This is a genomic window from Microbacterium sp. RD1 (genome assembly GCF_052220165.1).
Classification (GTDB): Bacteria; Actinomycetota; Actinomycetes; order Actinomycetales; family Microbacteriaceae; genus Microbacterium.
Genome location: NZ_JBQPOL010000004.1, coordinates 28,762 through 52,769, shown reverse-complemented (window position 1 = coordinate 52,769; position 24,008 = coordinate 28,762). Strand labels below are relative to the sequence as shown.

Genomic DNA, 24,008 nt, shown 5'->3' with positions numbered 1-24,008 from the left:
GATTCACGCAAATGGTCAGAAGAGCAGCGAGGAGAGCCGGCCCCGGGCGGCCAGGACGCGGGGATCGGCATCGCCGATGAGTCCGAACAGCTCCAGCAGGCGCTCGCGCACCGGCGCTCGCTCGTCGGCCGGGAGGATCGAGAACAGGTCGAGCAGGCGATCGAACGCGTCCTCCACATGCCCGCCCGCCAGATCGAGGTCGGCGACGAGGAACTGCGCGTCGAGATCGGTGGGTGCTGCCGCCGCCGCGTCCCTGGCAGCCTGAAGATCGGCGCCTTGCACACGGTCGAGCAGGCGCACCTGACCGAGCCCCGCGCGGGCGTCGGCGTCACGGGGATTCTCGGCGAGGGCGTTCTCGTACGCCGTGATCGCGCGCCGATAGTCGCCCGCTTCGATCGCCTCGAAGGCCTCCGCGTGCAGCGGCGGAAGCGGCGGTTCCGCCGGCTCCGCCTCGGGCTCGGCACCGTCGACGGCGACCGTTCCGGTCACACCGTTCTGCGCCGCGAGCTGCAGGAGCTGCGAGAAGACGTCGCGGACCTGCTGCTCGGGCACCGCACCGGTGAACATCGGCACCGGCTGGCCCGCCACGAGAGCGACGACCATCGGGATCGACTGCGCGCGGAAACCCTGCGCGAGCTGCGGGTTCGCGTCCACGTCGACCTTGGCCAAGACGAGACGCCCGCCGAGCTCGAGAACGACCTTCTCCAGGATCGGACTGAGCTGCTTGCAGGGGCCGCACCATTCCGCCCAGAGATCCACGACCACGGGGACGGTGCGCGACAGCTCGAGCACGGCACCGAACGTCGCGTCGGTGACATCCATCACCAGCGACGGCACCGCGCCGCCGCCCGCGGGAGCGGGCTGCTCGCCCGGAGCGGGAGGCTGCGGACGGTTGCGCAGGGAGGACAGGTCGACGGCGCCGCGCATAACGGCTCCGGGGGGAGGAGTGCTCACTCGATCTCCTTGGATTGCAGGATGTTGGACCGGTACCCGAGCAGCCGGATGGGATCGTTGCTCCCCTCCAGCGGCACGTAGAAGAACAGCTGGTCGACGTAGGTCGTCGCGAACCCCTTCGCCGACTGCTCGAGGCCGGTCAGGGTCTTGACCTGGGCGTTGCCGTCGAGGCGGATCACCGCATCGGGGTTCGTGGGCTTGACGGTGTCATTCTCGAAGACGTCGACGGCGACGATGGCCCCGCCGTCAAGCGTCGTGAGGGCCATGGGCGCGGAGTTCCCCGCGGTGGCTTGGAACGACAGGCTCGCCGTGCTCGAGCCGGTCTGGTTGAACTCGTCGAGGCGCTGCTGCCGGTTCTGCGCGATGCTCGGCAGGAGCAGGTCGCCCTCGACGTCGAAATCGCCCCAGTACGGGCTGTTCTGCCCGTTGTCGATGATGTCGGCGTAGGCCGCGGCGAGCTGGTCGGGCTGGATGCGCAGGAAGGGCGAGTCGGGCGGGGCCATCGGCGCTCCGACGTACGTCGCGGGAAGGTCGGGAAGGAGGGTGGCGGCCTCGAGGCTCGCGATGAACGTGGCCTTGTACTCCGACCAGGGGTCGTCCTGCGTCATCAGCATGATCGTCGGGGCGACAGTGGAGTCGTCCGCATCCTCGACGACCGTCATGAACGAACGCGGCCAGCCCTCGAACTGCTGCGGCAGCACGATCTCGACCGGGCTGTCGGGGATCACCGGAAGCGGCGCGAGGTCGGGAAGCGCCCCGCGCAGCGCATAGTTCGTCTCACGCTCGGCCAGGGCGGTGCCGCCCAGACGGATGCCGGCGGCCGCGGGGTCCATCGCGGCATCGGCCTCCGCGACCGACTCCGAGATGCGCGTCACGATGCGCTTGGCCTGCGACTCGGTCACCGCGGGAGGCTGCTGACCCTCCGGAACGATGACCGTCGCCGTCGGCGACGGGGTCTCCGAGGCCGGCAGCTGCGGCCAGGCCTCGGACGAGCAGCCGACGAACAGCAGACCCGACACCGCGACCGCGGGGAGCGCGACGAGCGTCCGGCGGCCGGGGAGGCCTCGACGACGCGAAGGGGCGCCCGCACTGATGACGCCCTTGTCGGAGCCCTCGACCGCCAGGTCGATCGGCTCGGTCACCGCGAGCGGGAGGCCCTTCCGGCGCGGCCCTCGTGAGCGGCGCACGTGACGGATGCCCAGGATGTACAGCACGACGCCGACCACCAGGATCACGCCCCCGCCGACGATGAGCGGTCCGGCCCACGGCGTGCTCCGGTCCACCGGCCAGGTCAGGGCGATCTCGCTGGGCGCCGGCTCGGCGCCATCGGCAGCGACGAGGACGCTCATCGTGTCGGGCAGCTTCAGCGGGGTCGACAGCCGCCGTTCCTGCTGGAACTCGTCGAGCCACAGATCGGAGCCGACGGGTGTGCGCGCGGCCGCGTCGGCCTCCTCGCCCGCGGGGGCGGGCTCGGTCGGTGCGGCCGCGTCGGGAGGCGCGGGGGTGGCCGTGGCATCCGTGCCGGCATCGCCGTCGGTCTCCGGCTCGATCACCTCGGTGCGCAGAGCGCCCTCGGACCCGACGGTGACGAGGTTGTAGGGGACGTCTGCGAGCCACGCCTGCACGTCGGCGGTCCTCCCGTAGGCGGCGAAGACCGTCCCGTCGCCCTCGGCCGTCAGGGTCTGTGCGCCCGGGAACAGGTTCAGCACCTCACCGTCGATGACGGTGTACGCCTCGTCCTCGCCGACGGGCACCGCTGTGCTCGCCGCGGGCGGAGCCTGGAAGATCGTGCGCTGGGCGATCCCCAGGCCGATCATCAACGCGGCCACGACGAACGCCGCCACGGCCCACACGAAACGCACGAATTCACACCTTCCCGCGCCGGCTCGTCGGGTCGAGCCGTACACACGACATTTCAGACTAGCGAAATCGACCTGAAAGTTGCCCAGGAGGGGGTCGGTGACGGGGTGGGGGCGCGCTCGCCCTTATCCTGAGGAACCGGATGCGCCACCCTCGGCGCGGGAACAGGAGCAGGCGTGAAGATCCACAATCCGTTCCGCGTCGCGCTGGTCGCGACCCTCGGCGTGGGCGTCGGACTCCTGCTGATCAACAGCGTCCAGACGCTCTCCACGATCCTCCTGTACGTCGGAACCGCGTTGTTCCTCTCGCTCGGTCTGGATCCGGTCATCTCCTGGCTCGAGCGCCGGAAGCTTCCGCGCTGGGCGGCCGTGCTGGTCACGATCGTGGGGGTGCTCGGCGTCTTCGCCGGCATCATCCTGACGATCGTCCCGGTGATCGCCAGTCAGATCGCGCAGCTGGTCGAACAGATCGACGATCTCATCCAGGAGACGGGATGGCCGGCGCTGCTTCAGAACGTGCGCGAATGGCTGGAGGGCGTCTTCCCTGCGCTCGACATCGACCTCGCCTGGAGCTATCTCGAGGACTGGTGGGGCACACTCGACTTCGGCACGATCTCGGGGAACGTCGGGGAGGGCATCCTCGTCGTGGGTGGGGCGGTCGCCGCCGGGCTCGGCGGCGCCTTCATCATCCTCATTCTGACGATCTACTTCACCGCCTCAACGCCATCGCTCAAGGCCGCCGTCTACCAGCTCGTTCCCGCCTCCAAGCGGGCCCACTTCATCGACCTGGCCGAGCAGATCACCGACTCCGTCGGCTACTACGTCATCGGGCAGCTGAGCCTCGGCGTCATCAACGGTGTGCTGAGCTTCATTTTCCTCTCGATCGTCCGGGCGCCGTTCCCCGCGGTACTGGCCGTCGTTGCGTTCTGCTTCTCGCTCATCCCTCTTGTCGGAACTCTGACGGGTTCGGCGATCATCGTCCTGACGTGCCTCATCCCGGGGGTCGGATCCCCGACGACCGCTCTCATCGCCGCGATCTACTACCTGATCTACATGCAGATCGAGGCGTACGTGATCTCCCCGCGCATCATGAATCGTGCAGTCTCGATCCCCGGCGCCGTCGTCGTCATCGCCGCGCTGGCGGGCGGTTCGCTGCTCGGGCTCCTCGGGGCGCTCGTGGCCATCCCCGTCGCCGCCAGCATCCTCATCATCTACCGCCAAGTGCTGATCCCACGGCAGAACGAGCGATAGGCCTACGCCGCCGCCGACGGTCCGTCCCATTCGACGGGCAGCGGCAGCGCCGACGGATTCACCACGGACACGATCTCCTCGAGCACCCGTCGGGTCTGGCTCTCCCCCACCCACAGGTGGCGGCCGCCCTCCACGGCGATCAGCGTCGCGTCGGGGACGCTCTCGAACCGTGCCGCCGCCTCGGCGGGGCGCAGATAGTCGTCGAACTCCGGGATGAGCGCGATGAGGCGTCGTCGGTCCCCCGCCCACGCGGCCACTTCCTCGGGCGTCGCGCGATGCAGTGGCGGGGAGAGCAGGATGGCGCCCTCGATCTCGTGGTCGAGGCCGTATTTCACGGCGAGCTCGGTGCCAAAAGACCATCCGACGAGCCACTGCCGGGGCAGGCCGCGCTCGGCGGCGAACCGCACCGCCGCTGCCACGTCGTGCTGCTCCGCCTCGCCACCGTCGAACGTCCCCTCGCTCGTGCCTCGCGGAGACGACGTGCCCCGCGTGTTGAACCGCAGCACGGCGAGGTCAGCGAGGGCGGGAAGCCGCGCCGCGGCCTTGCGCAGGATGTGCGAATCCATGAAACCGCCCGCCGTGGGAAGCGGATGAAGTGTCACCAGCGTCGCGACAGGGTCTCTGTCCGCCGGCAGCGCCAACTCCCCCACCAGCGTCAGACCGTCGTCGGTGACCAGGTCGACCTCTTCTCGGCGCGCAGGCAGAACGATGGGGCCACGGATTTCTGTGCTCAACTGATCCTCCAGCAGTGGGTGTGCCAATGACGGCGGCCGGCGAGATCGGCGGCGTCGCCGAGCACGCCGTCGGAGCGCCACGCGACGACGTGGGCGACCCCGGGCTCGATCGTGCGTGCGCAGCCGGGACAGGTGTAGGGCTTCTGCGCCGATGGCGCCGACACCGGCTGCACGGTCCACTCCACGCCGCGACGCGTCTCCGTGCGCTTCCATCCGGCCAGGAGCCGCGCGAAGGAGTCCTCGCCCTCGGGCTCAGGGCGTCTGCGGTGTGAACGGGGCACGACGGGTTATCGTCACCACCAGTGGTTTCGGGTCCAGAAGTCGTAGGCGCTCGCCCAGCTTCCGTACCGGCCGTTCGCATACCCGTTCGCCCAGCGGAGGTTGTCGACCGGGTCGTATCCGTTGCCCGGCACCTTGCTGCACGGGTAGGCCTGGATCAGACCGCAGGCTCCGGAGGACTTATTGGTCGCGTTGGGGTTCCAGCCGCTCTCGCGCTTGGCGATGTAGTCGACGTATCCCCAATCGCTCTCGGGGATGCCTGCCGCCGCCATCCATTCCGCCGGCGACCCGCCGCCGGTGTACTGCGGGCGGGATGGCGCGGAGCCCGCGCCGCCACTTGTAGCCTTGGCGGTCGGTGTCGGCGTGGGCTTGGGGGTGACGTACACCGAGTAGCCCGCTCGATCGAGGGAGGCTGCGCCCTCACGTTCGGCGACGACGGACGACCACGTCTGCGCATCCCCCTCGGACCACTTGTACATGCTTACGGAGGCGGTCTCGACCTCGGCCAGGGCCGCCCCGGTGGGGCCCACGTAGGCAGCGACGAACCCGAGCGCGGCGAACGCCGCGAAACCCGCCAGCACACCGCGGCGGCGAGACCACCGCGGAGCCCGGCGGGGCGCGGTGGGAGGCGGAACGACGTCGACGGCACCGGGGGGTGTCCTGCGGACGATCCGTCCGGAGGTGGCGCGCGTCATCTCGGTACCGGAGGTCACAATGCGTCCGATTCTAGCCTCGCGACATCGGGCGTGCCATCTCCCCCGCGCGGATCATCAGCCGACGGCGAGGACGACCTCGACCACCGCGTCGAGCACAGCATCGACCTGCACTTCACGGTAGCCGCCCCGCTGCATCCGGAACGCGACCGAGCGCACCTGCTCCACCGTCAACGGCTCACCGGACGCGAGGTAGCGCGCGATCTTGTCGCCGACGAGGTCCACTTCGTCGACTCGGTAGCCGTACCGGAGGAATCCGACACGCTCGAACCGGCGGCCGCGCGGGCGGAGCAGGCGGTCGAGGACGACCTGGGCCGTCTCGCGCGATTCCGCCACCCAGGCCCGGGCACCCCGCCGGCTCATGGCCTGCTCGCGCTCACGTGCCGCGAAAGCGTCTTCGATGCGTCCGAGCGCCGCGTCCACCGCGTCGATGGCGTATCCGCGTCGGACGAGGGGGAACGCCGCCGAGCGCACCTCGACCGACCGCAGCGCTTCGGCGTCGTCGGCTTCGAAGGCGGAGCGCGCCTGGGCGAGGAAGGCGTCGACCGCGCGCTTCTCGTAACCCTTCGAACGCCCGGGGGCGTCGGGGAACGGGGTGTGGCCCGTATCGTCGGTCTGCTCGGTATCGAGACTCATCTCACCGCCAGGGGGCTCAGGAGATAGAACAGGGCGAGGGCCGCCGTCGCCGACGGCAGGATCGAGTCGAGCCGGTCGAGGACACCGCCGTGCCCGGGCAGCCACGAGCTCATGTCCTTGATGCCCAGATCGCGCTTGATCATGGACTCGCCGAGGTCACCGGCGGTGGCGGTCCCGAGGATGACCGCGCCGAAGATGAGGCCCGCCCACCAGGGAAGCCCCAGCATGTAGAGCGCCAGCAGCACGCCGGCCGCCAGCGCCACGACAGTCGCCCCCGCGAACCCTTCCCACGTCTTCTTCGGGCTGATGCGCGGAGCCATCGGGTGCCGCCCGCCCCGACCGAACGCGAGACCGGACGCGTAGGCGCCGGTGTCAGCGACGACGGTGACGATCAGGAAGGCGAGAACCCACCACTCCCCGCCGTCCTGGCTGAGGAGCACCAGCGCGAGGCTGGCGAGGAACGGCACGTACAGCTGCACGAACCCGGAGATGATCACATCCGAGAGCACGGCACCGTACGTGCGGCCGTCGCGCGCGAACATCTGGCCGAGAAGACGCCAGACGACGACGAAAGCCACGGCGGCGAGGGTGGCGACCCAGTGCAACCACAGTTCCGCGAAGTAGCCGGAAACCAGCAGCAGGGCGCCTGCGATGAGTTGCGGGATCAGGTCGACCCGGCGACCAGCGGCCTGGAGAGCACGCGTGAACTCGAAGACGCCCAGCGATGCCGCCGCGAGCGCGAACAGCAAGAAGATCCACTTCAGGAACAACAGCGATGCCAGCACCAGAACGCCGGCGGCGAGACCGATGACGATCGCAAGCACGATGTCGCGGCCGGTCCGTTGTTTCAGCCGGGCGTTGGCCTCCTCGAACTCGGCGCGGGCGTGCGCCACCTGACTCTCGAACTCGCTCCGCGCGGCGCGTATCTGCGTCTGGAAAGTCGGCCCCGCATCCGCAGCGCTCTGCGCGCGACGAGCACGCGCCGCCTCACGCCGGGTGGGCGGCGTATCGAGCGGCGCAGCGCCGTCCGGTCCGGAAGTGTCGGGCATCTCAGACCTCGAGCAGCTCCGCCTCTTTGCGCTTGAGCGCCTCGTCGATGGCGTCGACGTGGGCCTTGGTCAGCGCGTCCAGCTCCTTTTCCGCGCGGTTGAGCTCGTCCTCTCCGACGTCGGATTTCAGCGCATCCAGCTCGTCCTTCGACTTCCGGCGGATGCCGCGGACGTGCACCTTCGCGTCCTCGCCCTTCGTGCGCACGAGCTTCACGAACTCCTTGCGACGGTCCGCGGTCAGCTCGGGGAGCGTGACGCGCACGATGTTCCCGTCGTTCGAGGGGTTGGCGCCCAGGTTCGGCATGTCGCGGATCGCCTGCTCGATGGCCTTCAGAGCCGACTTGTCGTACGGGGTGACGATGAGCGAGCGCGCCTCGGGGTTGTTCAGCGAGGCGAGCTGGGAGAGGGGCGTCGGAGAGCCGTAGTAGTCGACCATCACCTTCTGGAACAGCTGGGGGTTGGCGCGACCGGTGCGGACGGTGGCGAAATCCTCCTTGGCCGCCTCGACGGCTCGGTCCATGCGCGCTTCGGCGTCGGCCAGAACATCGGCGATCACGGCAACTCCATTCGTAGGGCTCGACCCCCCAGTCTAGACATCGGCACCCCCTCGTCCGCGGACGACGAGCCGGGATCAGACGCTGACGAGCGTGCCGATCGACTCTCCCAGCAGTGCGCGGGTGACGTTGCCGGCCGGTTCCATCCCGAACACCCGCATGTCCATGCCGTTGTCCATGCAGAGACTGAAGGCGGTGGAGTCGACCACTTTCAGCCCTCCCTGGAGCGCATCCATGTAGGTGATGCTGTCGATGCGGACCGCTGTCGGGTCCTTGTGCGGATCGGCGGTGTACACGCCGTCCACGCCGTTCTTGGCCACGAGCACCTCGGTGGCCCCGATCTCGAGTGCGCGCTGCGCTGCGACGGTGTCGGTGGAGAAGTACGGCAGGCCGGCACCGGCGCCGAAGATCACGACGCGCCCTTTCTCCATGTGGCGCTCGGCGCGGCGTGGGATGTACGGCTCCGCGACCTGCGTCATCGAGATGGCCGACTGTACGCGCGTGGCGGCGCCGGCCTGCTCGAGGAAGTCCTGCAGCGCGAGGGCGTTCATCACGGTGCCGAGCATGCCCATGTAATCGGCTCGTCCGCGATCCATCCCGCGCTGGCTGAGCTCGGCGCCGCGGAAGAAGTTGCCACCGCCGACGACGACGGCGATCTCGACGCGATCGACCGCCGCGGCGATCTCTCGCGCGATCTGGCTCACGACGTCCGGGTTGACCCCGAGCTGGCCGCCACCGAAAGCCTCCCCGGAGAGCTTCAGCAGGACGCGGCGGCGCCCCGTCGCTTCATCGATCACGTGTCTTCCCTCTCGTCGGATCTCAACCTATCGTCCCGGCGGGCAGAGAGAAGGCCCGGGACGCGATGCATCCCGGGCCGCCTCGCTGAGCCGGTCGACCGGTGGGCGTGAGCCTGTCGAAGACTATGCGCCGACCTTGAAGCGGGCGAAGTCGGTGAGGGTCAGGCCGGCGTTCTTGGCCACCTGCGCGACGGACTGCTTGTTGTCCTTGGCGTAGTCCTGGTCGAGCAGGGCGACCTGCTTGAAGAACGCGTTGACGCGTCCCTCGACGATCTTCGGCAGCGCCGCCTCGGGCTTGCCCTCGTTGCGCGAGATCTCGGTGACGATCTCGCGCTCCTTCTCGACATCGGCCTCGGGCACCTCGTCGCGGGAGAGGTAGGACGGGTTCGCGAACGAGATGTGCTGCGCGATGCTGCGAGCCGTCTCCGCGTCGTCGCCCGAGTAGGCGAGGACGACGCCGATCTGCGGCGGCAGGTCCTTGCTGGTCTTGTGCAGGTAGACCTCGAGGTGATCGCCCGAGAGCGTGCGAACGCGACGCAGCTCGACCTTCTCGCCGATGATCGCGGCCTCGTCGGAGATCAGCTGCTCGACGCTCTTGCCGTCAGCGTCGGCCGCGAGGGCGGCCTCGACCGAGTCGGCTCCGGCAGCGGCAGCGGCCTCGACGACCTTGTCGGCGAGGGCGATGAAGCGGTCGTTCTTCGCGACGAAGTCGGTCTCGCAGGCCAGCTCGAGCAGCGTGACCTTGCCACCCTGCTCGCGGGCGACCACGAGGCCTTCGCTCGTGGAGCGGTCGGCGCGCTTGGCGTTGCCCTTCGCGCCCTTCAGGCGCAGGATCTCAACGGCCTTCTCGACGTCGCCGTCGGCCTCCTCGAGCGCCTTCTTCGTGTCGACCATGCCGGTTCCCAGCTGCTCGCGCAGCGACTTGATGTCGGCGATCGTGAAGTTTGCCATGTAGCGGCTCCTAGTTCTGGTGAGTTCTCAGGGGTACGTGAGCGAGGCCGCGCTGGACGGCCCCGCTCACGGAATTCGTTGGATGCGGCGGATTACTTCGCGTCGGGGGAGACCTCGGCCGCGGCGATCTCGTCCGAGGTCTCCCCCGACGCGTCGGCGATCGCCTCGTCGTGAGCGGCGGCGCCCTCGGCGTCGGCGGCGGACTCGGTGGCGGCCTCACCCTCGGCGACCTGCTCCCCGGCGATGATCTCGTTCGCCTCGGCCTGCGCCTCAGCGAGGTCGGCGACCTTCTCCGTCTCGGCGGACGACTGGGCCGGCGCACCGGACTCGAGCAGTTCGCGCTCCCATTCGGCGAGGGGCTCCGCGGCCTCGGCCGTCTCACCGGCCGGCTGGTGGCGCTGGATGAGCCCTTCGGCGGCCGCGTCGGCGATGATGCGGGTGAGCAGGCTCACCGAGCGGATCGCGTCGTCGTTGCCGGGGATGGGGTACTGGAACTCATCCGGGTCGGCGTTGGTGTCGAGGATGCCGATCACGGGGATGCCGAGCTTCTTGGCCTCGTCCACCGCGAGGTGCTCGCGCTTGGCGTCGACGACCCAGATCGCGGACGGCGTCTTCTGGAGGTTCCGGATGCCACCGAGCGACTTGTGCAGCTTGTCGAGCTCACGCTTCTTGAGCAGGAGCTCCTTCTTCGTGAAGCCGCTGTCGGCAGGGTTGTCGTAGTCGAGCTCCTCGAGCTCCTTCATGCGCGCGAGGCGCTTGGAGACCGTCTGGAAGTTGGTGAGGAGACCGCCGAGCCACCGCTGGTTGACGTAGGGCTGGCCGACGCGCGTCGCCTGCTCGGCGAGCACTTCCTGCGCCTGCTTCTTCGTGCCCACGAAGAGGATCGTGCCGCCGTGGGCCACGGTCTCCTTGACGAACTCGTACGCCTTGTCGATGTACGACAGGGACTGCTGCAGGTCGATGATGTGGATGCCGCTGCGCTCGGTGAGGATGAAGCGCTTGACTTTCGGATTCCACCGGCGGGTCTGGTGTCCGAAGTGCACGCCGCTGTCGAGCAGCTGGCGGATGGTGACGACGGCCATGGCCGTTCTCCTTCTCTTGGCGCGTTGCGCCATGGTTGCGGTTGATCTGCGCCGACCGAAAGGCGGCGAGCCTGGTGCCCGGCACGCATCCGCTGCTTGCCGGAGCAAGCAGACCGTTGGATGTGGGATGCCGCGCGGTGCGATCCGGTTGGGTCGCGGTGCGCTGTGGGCACGCGGAGTCACCCCGTGGAACGGGATGCCCTTCCAGTGTACCAGTCCGCCCTCCCCAGCCGCCCGCCGCGGGAGGTTGTCCCCCGTTCGGCTTGCCGCGCCGCGCGGGGCGGAGGCGCACCGGCAAGGTGGACGGATGCTGCGCCTACTGCTCGCGGCGACTCTCGCCGTCACCGCCGCCCCGTCGGCTGCCCCGCCATCTTGGGATTGGCCGGCCTCGCCCGTCCGGGTCGTCGAACCCTACGTCGCCCCGGCGCACGCTTATGCGCCCGGCCATCGCGGGATCGATGTGGCCGCGATCGGAACCGTCCGCGCGCCCGATGACGGTGTGGTCGCGTTCGTGGGGACCGTCGTCGACCGGCCTGTGCTCACGATCGATCACGGTGGCGGGGTCGTGAGCACGCTGGAGCCCGTGCGCAGCGAGCTGTCGTCCGGCGCTGCGGTCACGCGCGGTCAGACGGTCGGCGTGGTCGTCGGCGGTGGCCACGCCCCGCCGGGCACCCTTCATCTGGGCGCCCGTGTGGACGGCGCGTACGTCAATCCGCTCCGCTTTCTCGGCGGTGTGCCGCGCGCCGTCCTTCTGCCGTGCTGCTGATTCAGCCCACGGCGTTGCGTTCGCCCTCGTCCGCCACCTGTCCCACGCTCCCCCGCACGACGTTGTCGTTGCCCTGGAGGAGCACGCCGCCGACGCCGCTCCGCGTCTCGATCGTGTTGCGGTCGCCCCGTATCGTCAGGGAGGAGATGCCGTCGGCGTCCACGAAGACGTCGTTGCCCTGAACGGTCACCGAACCGGCGGCGCCCATCCGCACGCTGATGCGGTCACCGGCGACGACGACGACCCCCGCGTCCGCCTGCTCGGCGTCGATGACGAGCTCGCTGCCGTGGATCTGTACGTCGGGACAGGTCCCCGAGATCGTCCAGGTCGGAGAACTGGCGTCGAGAACGATCGGCTGACCGCCGCAGTCGGCCACCGGCTCGGGCTGCGGCACCGGCGCCGTCGTCCGGACCGCCGGGGTGGGCGAGGCGGGAGTCTCGGTCACCGAGGGCGACGCCGACGCGGTGGTGCGCGGGTTGTCGGTGGGGAGCCTGGTCACGCGGGTCTCCGGCACGAAGGCACAGGCGACGAGGGTCGTGGCCGCGACGAGGACGATGCTGAAGGCGAGTCGTCGCGGGGTTCTCATCTCCTCACGCTATCGGTGCTCACGCGCGCGGATGAGCGACACGGTAGGTCTCCTTGAGACGCTCGCTCGAGACGTGCGTGTAGATCTGCGTCGTCCCGAGGCTGGCGTGCCCGAGCAGCTCCTGGACCGCACGGAGATCCGCCCCGCCGTCCAGCAGATGGGTAGCTGCGGAGTGGCGCAGCGCGTGCGGGCCGACCGCCGCGGAGCCGACCACAGGGCCGACGGTGCGGGCGACCAGGTCGTAGACGCTCCGCGGGCCGAGGCGTCGCCCGCGCGTGCCGAGGAACAGGGCAGCGCCGGCATCGGACGCGCGTGCCGACAGCGTCGGTCGACCGCGCACGAGATAGGCCTCCACCGCGCGCGCTGCCGCCCCTCCGTACGGCACGACCCGCTCCTTCGATCCCTTGCCCAGCACGCGCGCGGTGCGACGCGCGGGATCGAGGTCGTCGACGTCCAATCCGCACAGCTCCGATACCCGCAAGCCGGCGCCGTACAGAAGCTCCAGGACGGCGGAGTCCCGGAGGCCGACGGCGTCGCCGCCCGATGCGCGCTCCGCCAGATCATCCAGGACGATGCGCAGCGCGTCGGTTGAGGCGACGTGCGGCAGCGTGCGGCCTCGCTTGGGAGTGACCAGGCGCAGGCTCGGGTCGGCCGGGATGATCGCCTCCTCCGTCGCCCACCGGAAGAGCCCCCGCACCGCGGCCGTGCGGCGGGCGAGGGTGCTGCGGGCCAGCCCCTGCTGGGCACCGGCCCACGACCACTCGCGCAGGTGTTCGATGTCGACCTCCGCCGGAGACAGATCGCCGATCGCCGTCACGAGGTCGGCGAGATCGGATCGATAGGCGCGCACGGTGGCGGGGGCGAGCCGACGGACCTCCGCCAGTTCGCGGAGATACGCCTCGATCGCGGCGCTCAACTGCATGCCCCCAGAATGCCCCGTCCGCCGGGCCGTGCTGTCCGCGGCGTCGGCGCGTCACCGGGTCGGCGCCCGCCGGTATCCGCTCCGTCCGTCCGCACGCAGCGACCCTTCCAGCTGCGCGATGCCGATCAGCGCTTCCACCTCGGTCAGTCCCAGCCCGCTCAGGCGCGCGAGCTCCCGCGCATCCCGGGGCACGCGCGTACTCGCGGCGTCGAGCAGCCGCAGGAGCTCACGCGATGGGCCTGCCGGACCGGTCTCGGGGGGCCCGCTCGCCAGGCCCAGCATCTCGCGGACGTCGTCGGCGCCGGTGACGCACACGCCATCGAAGGATCGCAGGATGCGGTGGCATCCGGCCGAGGCGGCGCTGGTGACCGGGCCCGGGACAGCACCCAGGCCGCGTCCGAGGCTCGCCGCGTGCGCGGCGGTGTTGAGGGAGCCGCTGCGCAGCCCCGCCTCGACCACGACCGTGGCATCGGCGAGAGCGGCGATCAGCCGGTTGCGCGCGAGGAACCGCCATTTCGTCGGACTCGTCCCGCACGGCGTCTCCCCCACGACGGCACCCTCTCTGCCGATGCGATCGAGGAGCTCGGCGTGACCGGAGGGGTAGGGCCGGTCGATGCCGCCGGCCAGAAGCGCGACCGTGCGCCCGCCGGCAGCGAGTGTGCTCCGGTGCGCGACCCCGTCGATGCCGTAGGCCGCCCCCGAGACGATCGTGATGCCGTCAGCCGCCAGTTCGGCGGCCAGCTCCGCGGTCACGTGATCGCCGTAGCCCGTGGCCGCCCGCGCGCCGACGATCGCGACCGCCGGGGCGTCGTCGAGTCCTTCGAGCCGACCCCGTGCCCACAGCGCGTGCGGAGCGTGCTCCCCCAGGTCGTCCACACGTGCGGGCCACTCGGGATCGCCGGGCACGATCACGCGGACGCCGCTGCGGCGCGCACGGTCGACGGCGGTGCGGACGGCGTCCGGCTCCACGCGCGGCTCCCACCTCTCCTGGGCGGCACGAAGCTCGGCGGGGGTCACCCCCGGGACGGCCGTGAGCGCGCCGCGGAACATCCGGTCGGCAGCCTCGACCGCGCCGTATGCGGCCAGCAGGCGACCGGCCACCCCATCGCCGGGTTCCGTCACGACACTCCACGCCGTGCGGGCCAGGGCATCGGGGGTGGCCGCATCCGCCGGGCGCACGCCGGCGAGCACCCGGGACGCCGCGGTCGTGCTGAAGAATGCGCCGGTCATAGTGTCGCCACACCGCGCTTGAGGAACAGCGCCCTGCCGACGTCGCCGAGGTCGAGGGCGGCGCGTCCGGCGATGTCGGCGAGGGTCCAGGCCACGCGCAGCACGCGGTCGTAGCCGCGGAGTGTGAGCGCACCGCGGGAAAGAGCCGCGTCGAGCGGCCGGCGGACGGACGGCGGAGGAGCCTGGGGCCCCTGCCTCAGCCAGGTGCCCGGAACATCCGCGTTCCGCGTCCACGGCGTCCCGCGGAGCCGCTCCGCTGTGCATCGACGGGCCTCGAGCACACGCCGGCGCGCACCCGCGGTCGTCTCGGTCACCGCCGGCGACGATTCCCGATGCGCGACCGACACGCGGCGCAGCGCGAGCTCGATGTCGATGCGATCCAGGAGCGGCCCCGACAGCCGAGCGAGATAGCGGCGGATCGCCTGCGGCGCGCACACGCACGCGCCGCCCGGAACCCCGTACTGGCCGCACGGGCACGGATTGGTCGCGAGAACGAGCTGGAATCGCGCGGGGTACGCGGCGTGAGCGGCGGCGCGGTGGATGTGGATGCGTCCCGTCTCCAGCGGCTGCCGCAGCGCGTCCAGGGCGGACGCCGCGAACTCGCCCGCCTCGTCGAGGAAGAGCACCCCGCCGCTGGCGCGGGCGATCGCGCCGGGGCGGACAACGCGAGAGCCACCGCCCACGAGTGCGCCGACGCTCGCGCTGTGATGAGGCGCCTCCCACGGCGGCTCGCGATGCAGACCGATCACCGCCTCCCCGCTGAGCGATCGCACACAGGCCGCCGTGAGCGCCGCCTCATCATCGAGAGGCGGCAGGATGCCGGGCAGGCGTCGGGCGAGCATGGTCTTCCCGGCGCCCGGAGGACCGCTCAGCAGCAGATGATGGCCGCCCGCGGCCGCGACGACGAGCGCCTCGACCGCCTCGGGCTGACCGATCACGTCGGCGAGATCCAGCGCCTCGGCCGCGGCGGACGGACGCGGTGGATCGACCGCGGGCACGGGGTCGAGGTCGGGGGCGTCCACGGCTGCGCCATGGAGTCGCAGCACGTCGGCCAGGCACACTGCGGCGTGGACCTCGATGCCCGTCACCAGTTCGGCCTCCGCGCGGTTGGCATACGGGACGACGACGCGCGCCACCCCCGCGCGGGCAGCGGAGAGCACCGCCGGAAGTACGCCGGGAAGCGGCCTGAGCCGCCCGTCGAGGCCGAGCTCGCCGATGTGGACCGTCGATGCCACGCGGGCCGCGTCCAGGGAAAGCTCGGTTCCCAGAGCCGCTACGGCGATCGCCACGTCGAAGCCGGACCCCTGCTTCGGGAGGCTCGCCGGGGAGAGATTCACCGTCAGCCGGCGCCGCGGGAGTGGCATCCCGCGGTTCGCGCACGCGTTCGCCACGCGCTGGGTGGCCTCGCCGATGGCCTTGTCGGGCAAGCCGATGATGCGAAAGCCGGGGGTCGAGTTGCTGAGGTCTGCCTCCACCTCGACGACGGATCCCTCCAGACCTGCCAGGGCGACGGAGAGCGTTCGGGCGGTGGTCACAGCGCACCCTCGAGGTGCTCGAGCACGGCGTCTGCGGGGTCGGGCCCCGTGAGCGCGATGGCGTCCAGACGCAGGCGGCGACCGCGGGCAGCATCCGGATGCGCGGCGATCCATGCCATCGCGAGTCGCCACAGACGCGCGGCCTTGCGCGCATCGACCGCCTCGAGCGGGTGGCCGAACAGGTCGGAGCGCCGGGTCTTGACCTCCACCACGACGAGCTCGCTTCGCGTGACCGCCACGATGTCGAGCTCGCCCTGCGGACACCGCCAGTTGCGGTCGACGATCGTGTAGCCCTGCGCGCGCAGATGCGCTGCGGCGCGCTCCTCACCGGCTCTGCCGAGATCGTCTTTCGCTGCCATGCCGACAGACTCGCGCGGCGGCGGGTCGCGCTGTCACGCCGGAGTCGGAACGGTGGACTCCGATCCGCGCCGCGCGCCTGGGGAGGAGGAGTGGATCCTGCTCAGCCGTCGAGCGACAGCTCCTCAGGCAGCTGGAAGTCGCGGCGGGACAGCTCCTCGACGTTGACGTCCTTGAACGTGAGCACCCGCACCGATTTCACGAAGCGGTCGGCACGATAGATGTCCCACACCCACACATCCGTCATCGAGATCTCGAAGTAGAAGTCGTGCTCGGTGTCACGTCGTACGACGTTCACCTCGTTCGCGAGGTAGAAGCGCCGTTCCGTCTCGATCACGTACTGGAACTGCGAGACGACGTCGCGGTACTCGCGATAGAGGGCGAGCTCCAGCTCACGGTCGTAATCCTCGAAGACATCGTCATCCATGGTGCCTCCATCCTAGGCGTGCCGGTGCACCCGGCGCCGGGCAGGGGATCAGAACAGGGTGGGCGCGTCGGCGATGGCCCACGACTGACGGTGGTGCGCGCTCATCCCGTGCTCGCGGATGGCCTCCCGATGATCGGGACTGGCATATCCCTTGTTTCGCGCCCACCGATAGGCGGGCAGCTCGTCGTGAAGCCCCGTCATCACCGCGTCGCGTGCGACCTTGGCGATGACGGATGCGGCGGCCGCGCTGGCGCAGTCGCGGTCTGCCTTGATGACCGGCGTCACGCGCAGATCCGACGCCCCCGCAGCCGTGATGTAGTCGTAGTTCCCGTCGAGGATCACCAGCGCCGATTCCGCTGCGACGCCGTGTGCGCGCAGGTCGGCGATCGCGCGGATGGCGGCCAGGCCGAGAGCGCGCATGATGCCGACCTCGTCGATCTCGGCGGAGCTCGACCACCCCACCGCGCTCGCCGCCACCCACGACGCCGCGCGGGAGGCCACCTCGGCGCGCTTGTGCTCGGGGACGAGTTTCGAATCGCGTAGTCCTGCGGGGATGCGCTTGCGGGATCGTTCGGGGTCGATCACGGCGGCGCCGACCGCGACCGGGCCCGCCAGGGCACCTCGGCCGACCTCATCACACGCGATGATCAACGGATGCTCCTTGAGCAGCCGCCGCTCGAGCGTCAGGCGAGGTTCGACGACGGTCACTGCCTCTCCGCCTCCGGGACGCCGGCGAAGACGTCGTGGTGGAAGTCGATCGTGCCGAACCGGTCGAACGGCCAGGTGACGAGGAAGGCGCGACCCACGACGTTGTCCAGCGGCACGAAACCGCCACCGGGCTGATCCTGGTTGTAGCGGGAGTCGCGCGAGCTGTCGCGGTTGTCGCCGAGCACCCACAGGGAGCCGTCGGGGACGACGACGTCGTAGGTCACCGGCTCGGGTGCCGTGCGCCCGGGCGGGAGGTTCAGGTAGCCGGTCTCGTCGAGCGGGACGCCGTTGACCGTCACCTGACCGAGGGCGTTGCAGCAGACGACGTGATCTCCGGGGAGCCCGATCACCCGCTTGATGAGGTGGTCGTCGCTGTCGGGCGCCGACAGTCCGACGAGCGACAGCACCCAGTCGAAGGCCTCAACGATCGCCGGCCGGGCGGGAGCCGTCGACGGCGGGAGCCAGCCGCCCGGGTCACGGAAGACGACGACGTCTCCGCGTTCATAAGCGCCGAAGCGGGGGGTGATCTCGTCGACGAGGATGCGGTCCTGCACGATCAGCGTCTGCGCCATGGAGGCCGAAGGGATGTAGAACGACCGGACGAGGAACGTCTTCACCAGGAACGACACCAGCAGGGCGATCACGACGATGATCACGACATCGCGGAGGAACACCAGCCACCCACGACGCCGGCCCTCTTCGGCCGGGCGCGGTTGCTCGGTCGCGGGAGCGGATGCGGCCTGCTCGCTGCTCATGGGGATCCTTCACCGGGCTCGCAACGACACCGCGAACCGCAGGTCCCAGCGTCGCATACTCGGCGCCTGCGGGAGCAATCGCATCCGGGGTTTCGCCGCGATCGGCTGCTTCGACGACGAATGCCCCGGCCGGAGCCGGGGCATTCGTTCGAGGATCAGCGGTCGCGCTTCTCCTTGATCTTGGCCTTCTTGCCTCGCAGGGCACGCAGGTAGTAGAGCTTCGCGCGGCGCACATCGCCTCGCGTGACGACCTCGATGTGGTCGATCACCGGGCTGTGCACCGGGAAGGTGCGCTCGACGCCCACCTGGAAGCTGATCTTTCGGACGGTGAACGTCTCGCGCACGCCGTCACCGGAGCGGCCGATGACCACGCCCTGGAAGACCTGGATACGTGAGCGGGTGCCCTCCGTGATGTTGACGTGCACCTTGACGGTGTCACCGGGGGCGAAGTCGGGGATGTCGGTGCGGAGCGAGGCCGCGTCGACAGCATCGAGGATCTGCATGATCTTCTCTTCCTGCGGCCGCCACAGGTCGACCGCATGATGAATGGGAAAGGTAGGAGCATGCCCGAGGCCGCAACGAGGCGGCGGACTCCCCTGAGGCAGAGTCGGTCAGGGCACAAACAACCATTCTGCCATGGAAGCGGTGCGCCCCCAAACCGTCAGGCGTCGGAGCGGCGCTCGCTCACGACGATGACATCGGCACGGGCGTCGGACGATGTCGGGCGCATGGAAGGGATGAAGCCCGTGGCATCCGCCGTGCGCAGATAGGTGCGTGCGCCCGAGCGCGCCTGCGCCCACAGCTGCCAGAGGCTGAGCCAGAACAGCCCGAGCGCCGCCGCGATGGCGAGCACGAGCACAGGCGCGAACCATTGCGCAGAGAAGAAGCCCGTCGCCACGATCAGGGCGTGCCACACCGTGAAACCCGCGACGTCCGGCCAGGACACCGCCCGCTGCGCGCGCACCGTGCCTCGCGCACGCACGAGCAGGCTGAGCACGATCTGCCCGAAGAAGACCGAGGGCATCGCGAGCAGGAGCACCCACAGCAGCGCCCACCCGTTCGCATTGAAGATGATCCACCCCGCCAGCAGCCACAGCGGGAGCACGACGGCGGCAGGGAAGAGCCACCAGAAGAACGCTCGTCGCAGCCACATGCTGCCGATGCTACGCCGCGCCGACGCACGCGATCGCGGCGGCCGCGCTTTGCTCGGCATCCTCTCGGCTGCGCGTCCGGGAGAATGGTCGAGACGGAAGGACACCCGATGATCGAGTTGCGCACCCCTGCGGAGATCGAAGCGATGCGCCCGGCAGGGCGTTTCGTGGCCGAGGCGCTGGCGACGCTGCGCGACGAGACGAAGGTCGGCACGAACCTTCTCACGATCGACCGCCGTGCTCACGATCTGCTGCGCCGCGCCGGCGCCGAGTCCTGCTACATCGACTACCACCCCTCGTTCGGGGCCAGTCCCTTCGGGAAGGTCATCTGCACGTCGGTGAACGACGCCGTTCTGCACGGCCTGCCCTTCGATTACACACTGCGCGACGGCGACCTGGTTTCGCTGGACTTCGCGGTGTCGATCGACGGGTGGGTGGCCGACTCCGCCGTCTCCTTCGTCGTGGGGACGCCGCGCGACGAGGATCTCGCCCTCATCGACACGACCGAGCAGGCCCTGGACGCTGCCATCCGCGCTGCCGTCGTCGGCAATCGAATCGGCGACATCTCCGCCGCGATCGCCGCCGTGGCACACGGCGACGGCTACTCGATCAACACCGACTTCGGCGGCCACGGTGTCGGCCACACGATGCACGGCGACCCGCATGTGGCCAATGACGGCAAGGCAGGACGGGGCTACCCGCTTCGCGACGGGCTGGTCCTCGCTCTGGAGCCGTGGTTCCTGGCGAGCACCGACCGGCTCGTGACCGACCCGGACGGCTGGACGCTGCGCAGCGCCGACGGTTCGCGGGGAGCCCATTCGGAGCACACGGTCGCCATCACTGCCGACGGCCCGATCATCCTCACGGACCGGTCGTTCCTCGGCGTCGACTGACCCTCGTCCCGCGAGGCGGGGTCAGGCAGCCATCGCGAGGCGGCCGTAGCCGAGCGCGATCAGCAGGCTGAGCACCGCCAGGACGACGGTGAGCGGCACCATCGTGAATCGCTCCGGGCGGCTGCGCGACATGGCGTTCATCAGGATGCCGAGGCAGAAGTAAGCGAACACGACCCACATGCCCACGGTGCCGACGACATCGGGGATCGTCAGCCAGACGCCCACTCGAGCCCAGGCCAGGACGACGATCAGGGCGTACACGACGACCGACACGAGGCTACCGACACGCAGGTGTAGCGGCAGGACTCGGTTCTGCCCGCCCCACGCGAAGACTCCGAGCGGCGCACCGAGGGCCAGCGCGATCTGGAAGACGGCGAGGGCGGCGAGCACGACGGTCAGCGCGAGGGCGAAGGGCACGTCCTCACGGTAGTGGCGCTCAGTCGGCCAGGAGGTCGGGGCGCCGCGTGCGGGTGCGCATCAGCTGCTGCTCCCGGCGCCACGCCGCGATGGCACCGTGGTTGCCGCTGAGGAGGACGGGCGGCACCTCGCGACCCCGCCAGGAAGCGGGCTTGGTGTACGACGGATACTCCAGCAGCCCGTCCTCGTGCGATTCCTCGACGAGGCTCTCGGGGTTGCCGACGACACCGGGGACGAGGCGTCCGATCGCCTCGATCATCGCCATCGCAGCGATCTCCCCGCCGTTGAGCACGTAGTCTCCGAGGCTGATGAGGCGCACCTCGCCGAGCGCATCGGCCTCCTCGAACACCCGTTCGTCGATGCCCTCGTAGCGCCCGCATCCGAAGACCAGGTGCTCGCGCGTCGCGAGCTCGCGGGCGGTGGATTGGCGGAAGACCTCGCCGGCCGGCGAGGGGAAGACGACGACAGGGCGCCCGGATGCGGTGGCGGTGATGTCGTCGAGCGCCTCGCCCCACGGTTCGGGCTTCATCACCATGCCGGCACCGCCGCCGTAGGGCGTGTCGTCCACGGTGCGGTGACGGTCGTGCGTCCAGTCGCGAAGGTCGTGTACGCGGATGTCGAGGAGACCCGATCCGCGTGCCTTGCCGAGGAGGGAGACTTCGAGCGCGTCGAAGAACCCGGGGAAGATCGAGACGACGTCGATGCGCACGTCAATCCTCCCGGTCGGCGCCCTCGCCGTCGCCGGCGGTGACGCCCGGCTCCGGCTCGTCCGCCGAGCCCGGCAGATCTTCGAAGAGACCCGGTGGCGGTGTGACGACGACGCGACCCGCCTCGATGTCGACCTGCGGCACGATCGCCTTGACGAACGGGACGAGGATCTCGCGCTCCCCCGCCTCGACGATCAGGAGGTCCTGCGCCGGGAAGTGATCCACACGCGCCACGCGCCCGATGACCTCACCGTCGCGCACGACGTCGAGGCCGACGAGCTGGTGGTCGTACCAGGCGTCTTCCTCGGCGGGAGTGGAGGTCGCGTCCTCGTCGACCCAGAGGATGGCCCGCACGAGCTCTTCGGCGGCGTTGCGATCGTCCACGCCCTCGAAGAAGGCGACGGGGTGGCTGTTCATCCACTTGAACTCGCGGACGGTCAGCGGCTTGCCGTGCCATGGAGACGACGTGGGCACCTGCAGGGTGAACGTTGCACCGGGTCTGAAGCGCCCGTCGGGGTCGTCGGTGTACAGCTCGAGCTTGAGGGCGCCCTTGAGCCCGTGTGCCTTCACCAACCGGCCCACGCGCAACTGCGTGCGCGAAGGCTTGGGGGCGGGAGACTGTGCTGCGGCCACCATCAGTCGTCGGCGACGTCGACGCGAACGCGACGACCATCGGCGAGAGCCGTGATGACGGTGCGCAGCGCCTTGGCGGTGCGTCCGCCGCGCCCGATGACGCGTCCCCGGTCGTCGGGGTGCACGTGCACTTCCAGCACGTCGCCCCGGGGCGAGGTGCTGGAGCGGATGCTCACATCATCCGGGTGATCGACGATCCCCTTGACGACGTGCTCGAGCGCGGCGGCCAGCAACGGATTACTCGGCGTCGGCCGCCGCAGCGGCGTCGGCGTCTTCGGCGGGCGCGTCGGCGGCGACGGGCGCGTCGGCCTTCTTGTCCGCCTTGGGCTTGATGACGGACTTCTTCGACGAGTCGGGCTCGTATGCGGCCTTCGTCTCGGCGGTGCGGACCTTGGACTCGGTGTCGCCTTCGCCCGTGAACTTGGCCCAGTCACCCGTCAGCTTCAGCAGCACGGCGACCTGCTCGGTCGGCTGCGCGCCGACACCGAGCCAGTACTGGGCGCGGTCGGAGTCGATCTCGATGAACGAGGGCTCCTCGGTGGGGTGGTACTTGCCGATCTCTTCGATGACACGACCGTCGCGCTTGGTGCGCGAGTCGGCCACGACGACGCGGTAGTACGGCGCACGGATCTTGCCGAGGCGCTTGAGGCGGATCTTGACAGCCACGATTCTCCTGAATGTGTGGGAATGAACGAACCGAACGCCTGGAGCGTGGGGTGCACACCCGGCGGAAGCTCAAAGAAGTGGACCATCGCTGGATAGAGGGTCGAGCGACCGGTCCGACCCTCTATTCTGCCAGAGAACTCGGCATGCTGCGTCACGCCGGGGTGCGGCGCGTCCTCTGCCAGACTGAACGCATGACGGTGTCCTTCGCGCCCTCCGAGCGTTCGACGGTCGGCATCGAGTGGGAGCTCATGCTCGCCGATCGACAGACGGGGGATCTGGCCCCCCGCGCCCCCGAGGTCATCGAGGCTCTCGAGGAGCACACCAGGCTCGAACGTTTCACGGTGACGCAGGAGCTTCTGACCAACACGATCGAGCTCACCAGCGGCATCGGCGGGACCGTCGCGGCGGCCGTCGACGACATCGCGGATGCGATCGCGACGGTGCGTGCCGAGACCGAACCCCGCGAGATCGAGATGCTGTGCGCGGGAAGCCATCCGTTCGCCCAGTGGTACGACCAGCAGGTCACCGACAAGACCCGCTACCACAAGCTCGTGGAGCGCACCCAGTGGTGGGGACGCAACATGATGATCTGGGGCATCCACGTGCACGTCGGCGTCGACGACGTCAACAAGGTCTTCCCTCTCATCGACGCGCTGTCGGTCTACCTGCCGCATCTGCAGGCACTGTCGGCATCCAGCCCCTACTGGGCGGGTGAGCGCACCGGCTACGCCTCCAATCGGGCGCTGGTCTTCCAGCAGCTGCCCACCGCCGGGCTGCCGTGGCAGCTGGAGAACTGGAGCCAGTTCGAGAAGTACCTCGACGACATGGTGCGTACGGGCGTCATGGCAGACGCGAGCGAGGTGCGGTGGGACATCCGGCCCGCCCCGCGCTGGGGCACCATCGAGGTGCGCGCGTGCGACGGGATGTCGACGCTTCCGGAGCTGGCCGCCGTGGCCGCTCTCGTGCAGACCCTCGTCGAGAAGTTCTCCCGCGACCTCGACGAAGGCCGCCCGATCCCCCGCATCCCCCCGTGGTTCATCCGGGAGAACAAGTGGCGGGCAGCCCGGTACGGTCTCGGCGCCCGCATCATCGTCGACGCCGATGGCCGCCAGGCGCCGGTCGTGGACCACCTCCGCGAGACGATGTCCGAGATCGTCGACATCGCGGCGGAGCTCCACTGCGCGGCCGAGTTCGCCGGACTCGAAACGATCCTCGCGACCGGCGGCAGCTCAGCCCGGCAGGTGGCGCTCGCGGAGGCCGCCGACGGCGATCTCCGCGAGGTCGTGCAGCACCTCATCCGGGAGTTCCGCAGCGGCCCGACGCTGCGCGAGCACCTCGCCGCTCTGCGCTCCTGACCCCTGCGCCGCCGCGCGCGGCTCGACTTGTGTCGTGTGGT

The 24,008-nt window shown here is 70.0% G+C and carries 30 protein-coding genes; 4 read left to right on the top strand and 26 right to left on the bottom strand.

Features of this window, described 5'->3' with window-relative positions:
- Window positions 1-15: 15 nt before the first annotated feature.
- Window positions 16-954, bottom strand: a complete 939-nt coding sequence (locus tag ACTU3I_RS16950) for a tetratricopeptide repeat protein (protein ID WP_442926901.1) — start codon at window positions 952-954, stop codon at window positions 16-18.
- A complete protein-coding gene (locus ACTU3I_RS16945; protein WP_442926900.1) occupies window positions 951-2,816 on the bottom strand; it encodes a glycosyl transferase in 1,866 nt (621 codons plus the stop codon). The genes ACTU3I_RS16950 and ACTU3I_RS16945 overlap by 4 nt, the downstream gene beginning before the upstream one ends.
- A 174-nt stretch (window positions 2,817-2,990) precedes the next feature.
- Here ACTU3I_RS16945 and ACTU3I_RS16940 point away from each other — a divergent pair, with 174 nt between their 5' ends.
- On the top strand, window positions 2,991-4,064 hold the full coding sequence (locus ACTU3I_RS16940; RefSeq protein WP_442926899.1) for an AI-2E family transporter: 1,074 nt from the start codon (window positions 2,991-2,993) through the stop codon (window positions 4,062-4,064).
- A gap of 2 nt (window positions 4,065-4,066) precedes the next feature.
- Here the strand turns inward: ACTU3I_RS16940 and ACTU3I_RS16935 are convergent, their stop codons facing one another.
- From ACTU3I_RS16935 to rpsB, 9 genes are all read right to left on the bottom strand, one after another.
- Window positions 4,067-4,798, bottom strand: a complete 732-nt coding sequence (locus ACTU3I_RS16935; protein ID WP_442926898.1) for an alpha/beta hydrolase — start codon at window positions 4,796-4,798, stop codon at window positions 4,067-4,069.
- Window positions 4,795-5,079 carry a hypothetical protein gene (locus tag ACTU3I_RS16930; RefSeq protein ID WP_442926897.1) on the bottom strand — a complete coding sequence of 95 codons (285 nt, stop codon included), beginning with the start codon at window positions 5,077-5,079 and terminating at the stop codon, window positions 4,795-4,797. Before ACTU3I_RS16930 ends, ACTU3I_RS16935 begins: the two co-directional genes overlap by 4 nt.
- 12 nt (window positions 5,080-5,091) lie before the next feature.
- Window positions 5,092-5,772, bottom strand: coding sequence for a transglycosylase SLT domain-containing protein (locus ACTU3I_RS16925; RefSeq protein WP_442926896.1), 681 nt, complete (start codon window positions 5,770-5,772; stop codon window positions 5,092-5,094).
- 75 nt (window positions 5,773-5,847) lie between these two features.
- Window positions 5,848-6,426 (bottom strand): DivIVA domain-containing protein, encoded by a 579-nt coding sequence (locus tag ACTU3I_RS16920; RefSeq protein WP_442926895.1) that lies wholly within the window; start codon window positions 6,424-6,426, stop codon window positions 5,848-5,850.
- Window positions 6,423-7,475 (bottom strand): phosphatidate cytidylyltransferase, encoded by a 1,053-nt coding sequence (locus ACTU3I_RS16915; RefSeq protein ID WP_442926894.1) that lies wholly within the window; start codon window positions 7,473-7,475, stop codon window positions 6,423-6,425. The genes ACTU3I_RS16920 and ACTU3I_RS16915 overlap by 4 nt, the downstream gene beginning before the upstream one ends.
- 1 nt (window position 7,476) lies before the next feature.
- Window positions 7,477-8,031: a ribosome recycling factor gene (gene frr, locus ACTU3I_RS16910; RefSeq protein ID WP_442926893.1), complete on the bottom strand. Its 555-nt coding sequence runs from the start codon at window positions 8,029-8,031 to the stop codon at window positions 7,477-7,479.
- Window positions 8,032-8,106: 75 nt separating this feature from the next.
- Window positions 8,107-8,826, bottom strand: coding sequence for a UMP kinase (pyrH, locus tag ACTU3I_RS16905; protein WP_442926892.1), 720 nt, complete (start codon window positions 8,824-8,826; stop codon window positions 8,107-8,109).
- A gap of 123 nt (window positions 8,827-8,949) precedes the next feature.
- Window positions 8,950-9,777 carry a translation elongation factor Ts gene (tsf, locus tag ACTU3I_RS16900; RefSeq protein WP_442926891.1) on the bottom strand — a complete coding sequence of 276 codons (828 nt, stop codon included), beginning with the start codon at window positions 9,775-9,777 and terminating at the stop codon, window positions 8,950-8,952.
- Between the two features lie 92 nt (window positions 9,778-9,869).
- The gene (rpsB, locus tag ACTU3I_RS16895; protein WP_442926890.1) at window positions 9,870-10,859 is read right to left on the bottom strand and encodes a 30S ribosomal protein S2; all 990 of its coding nucleotides are present in this window, start codon (window positions 10,857-10,859) and stop codon (window positions 9,870-9,872) included.
- Window positions 10,860-11,166: 307 nt separating this feature from the next.
- On the opposite strand from rpsB, the gene ACTU3I_RS16890 reads away from it, so the two are divergent.
- Window positions 11,167-11,625, top strand: coding sequence for a peptidoglycan DD-metalloendopeptidase family protein (locus ACTU3I_RS16890; RefSeq protein ID WP_442926889.1), 459 nt, complete (start codon window positions 11,167-11,169; stop codon window positions 11,623-11,625).
- A 1-nt stretch (window position 11,626) separates the two neighbouring features.
- On the opposite strand, the gene ACTU3I_RS16885 is transcribed toward ACTU3I_RS16890, so the two are convergent.
- The 10 genes from ACTU3I_RS16885 to ACTU3I_RS16840 form a co-directional block, all read right to left on the bottom strand.
- A complete protein-coding gene (locus ACTU3I_RS16885) occupies window positions 11,627-12,211 on the bottom strand; it encodes a hypothetical protein (RefSeq protein ID WP_442926888.1) in 585 nt (194 codons plus the stop codon).
- Between the two features lie 19 nt (window positions 12,212-12,230).
- On the bottom strand, window positions 12,231-13,133 hold the full coding sequence (locus ACTU3I_RS16880; protein ID WP_442926887.1) for a tyrosine recombinase XerC: 903 nt from the start codon (window positions 13,131-13,133) through the stop codon (window positions 12,231-12,233).
- Window positions 13,134-13,184: 51 nt separating this feature from the next.
- Window positions 13,185-14,363 carry a DNA-processing protein DprA gene (gene dprA, locus ACTU3I_RS16875; RefSeq protein WP_442926886.1) on the bottom strand — a complete coding sequence of 393 codons (1,179 nt, stop codon included), beginning with the start codon at window positions 14,361-14,363 and terminating at the stop codon, window positions 13,185-13,187.
- Window positions 14,360-15,898, bottom strand: a complete 1,539-nt coding sequence (locus ACTU3I_RS16870) for a YifB family Mg chelatase-like AAA ATPase (protein WP_442926885.1) — start codon at window positions 15,896-15,898, stop codon at window positions 14,360-14,362. The genes dprA and ACTU3I_RS16870 overlap by 4 nt, the downstream gene beginning before the upstream one ends.
- Window positions 15,895-16,257 (bottom strand): YraN family protein, encoded by a 363-nt coding sequence (locus ACTU3I_RS16865; protein ID WP_442926884.1) that lies wholly within the window; start codon window positions 16,255-16,257, stop codon window positions 15,895-15,897. Before ACTU3I_RS16865 ends, ACTU3I_RS16870 begins: the two co-directional genes overlap by 4 nt.
- A 101-nt stretch (window positions 16,258-16,358) precedes the next feature.
- Window positions 16,359-16,682 carry a DUF2469 family protein gene (locus ACTU3I_RS16860; RefSeq protein ID WP_125132127.1) on the bottom strand — a complete coding sequence of 108 codons (324 nt, stop codon included), beginning with the start codon at window positions 16,680-16,682 and terminating at the stop codon, window positions 16,359-16,361.
- Window positions 16,683-16,730: 48 nt separating this feature from the next.
- Entirely contained in the window at window positions 16,731-17,390 is a 660-nt protein-coding gene (locus tag ACTU3I_RS16855; protein ID WP_442926883.1) for a ribonuclease HII, read from the bottom strand.
- Window positions 17,387-18,145 (bottom strand): signal peptidase I, encoded by a 759-nt coding sequence (gene lepB / locus ACTU3I_RS16850; RefSeq protein WP_442926882.1) that lies wholly within the window; start codon window positions 18,143-18,145, stop codon window positions 17,387-17,389. Before lepB ends, ACTU3I_RS16855 begins: the two co-directional genes overlap by 4 nt.
- Window positions 18,146-18,300: 155 nt before the next feature.
- Window positions 18,301-18,648: a 50S ribosomal protein L19 gene (gene rplS / locus ACTU3I_RS16845; RefSeq protein ID WP_442926881.1), complete on the bottom strand. Its 348-nt coding sequence runs from the start codon at window positions 18,646-18,648 to the stop codon at window positions 18,301-18,303.
- Window positions 18,649-18,806: 158 nt separating this feature from the next.
- Complete coding sequence (locus tag ACTU3I_RS16840; protein WP_442926880.1) at window positions 18,807-19,298, bottom strand: MFS transporter permease; 492 nt, start codon at window positions 19,296-19,298, stop codon at window positions 18,807-18,809.
- A 108-nt stretch (window positions 19,299-19,406) separates the two neighbouring features.
- Between ACTU3I_RS16840 and map the strand changes: the two genes are divergently transcribed.
- Entirely contained in the window at window positions 19,407-20,189 is a 783-nt protein-coding gene (gene map / locus ACTU3I_RS16835; RefSeq protein WP_442926879.1) for a type I methionyl aminopeptidase, read from the top strand.
- 21 nt (window positions 20,190-20,210) lie between these two features.
- On the opposite strand, the gene ACTU3I_RS16830 is transcribed toward map, so the two are convergent.
- Genes ACTU3I_RS16830 through rpsP form a run of 5 tightly spaced genes read right to left on the bottom strand, consistent with a single transcriptional unit; the run spans window position 20,211 to window position 22,612 of the window.
- The gene (locus ACTU3I_RS16830) at window positions 20,211-20,606 is read right to left on the bottom strand and encodes a hypothetical protein (protein ID WP_442926878.1); all 396 of its coding nucleotides are present in this window, start codon (window positions 20,604-20,606) and stop codon (window positions 20,211-20,213) included.
- Window positions 20,607-20,625: 19 nt separating this feature from the next.
- Complete coding sequence (gene trmD / locus ACTU3I_RS16825) at window positions 20,626-21,315, bottom strand: tRNA (guanosine(37)-N1)-methyltransferase TrmD (protein WP_442926877.1); 690 nt, start codon at window positions 21,313-21,315, stop codon at window positions 20,626-20,628.
- A gap of 1 nt (window position 21,316) precedes the next feature.
- Entirely contained in the window at window positions 21,317-21,949 is a 633-nt protein-coding gene (rimM, locus tag ACTU3I_RS16820; protein WP_442926876.1) for a ribosome maturation factor RimM, read from the bottom strand.
- Entirely contained in the window at window positions 21,949-22,179 is a 231-nt protein-coding gene (locus ACTU3I_RS16815) for an RNA-binding protein (RefSeq protein WP_442926875.1), read from the bottom strand. Before ACTU3I_RS16815 ends, rimM begins: the two co-directional genes overlap by 1 nt.
- A 4-nt stretch (window positions 22,180-22,183) precedes the next feature.
- Window positions 22,184-22,612 carry a 30S ribosomal protein S16 gene (gene rpsP, locus ACTU3I_RS16810; protein WP_442926874.1) on the bottom strand — a complete coding sequence of 143 codons (429 nt, stop codon included), beginning with the start codon at window positions 22,610-22,612 and terminating at the stop codon, window positions 22,184-22,186.
- Between the two features lie 191 nt (window positions 22,613-22,803).
- Between rpsP and ACTU3I_RS16805 the strand changes: the two genes are divergently transcribed.
- The gene (locus ACTU3I_RS16805; RefSeq protein WP_442926873.1) at window positions 22,804-23,967 is read left to right on the top strand and encodes a glutamate--cysteine ligase; all 1,164 of its coding nucleotides are present in this window, start codon (window positions 22,804-22,806) and stop codon (window positions 23,965-23,967) included.
- Window positions 23,968-24,008: the final 41 nt, after the last annotated feature.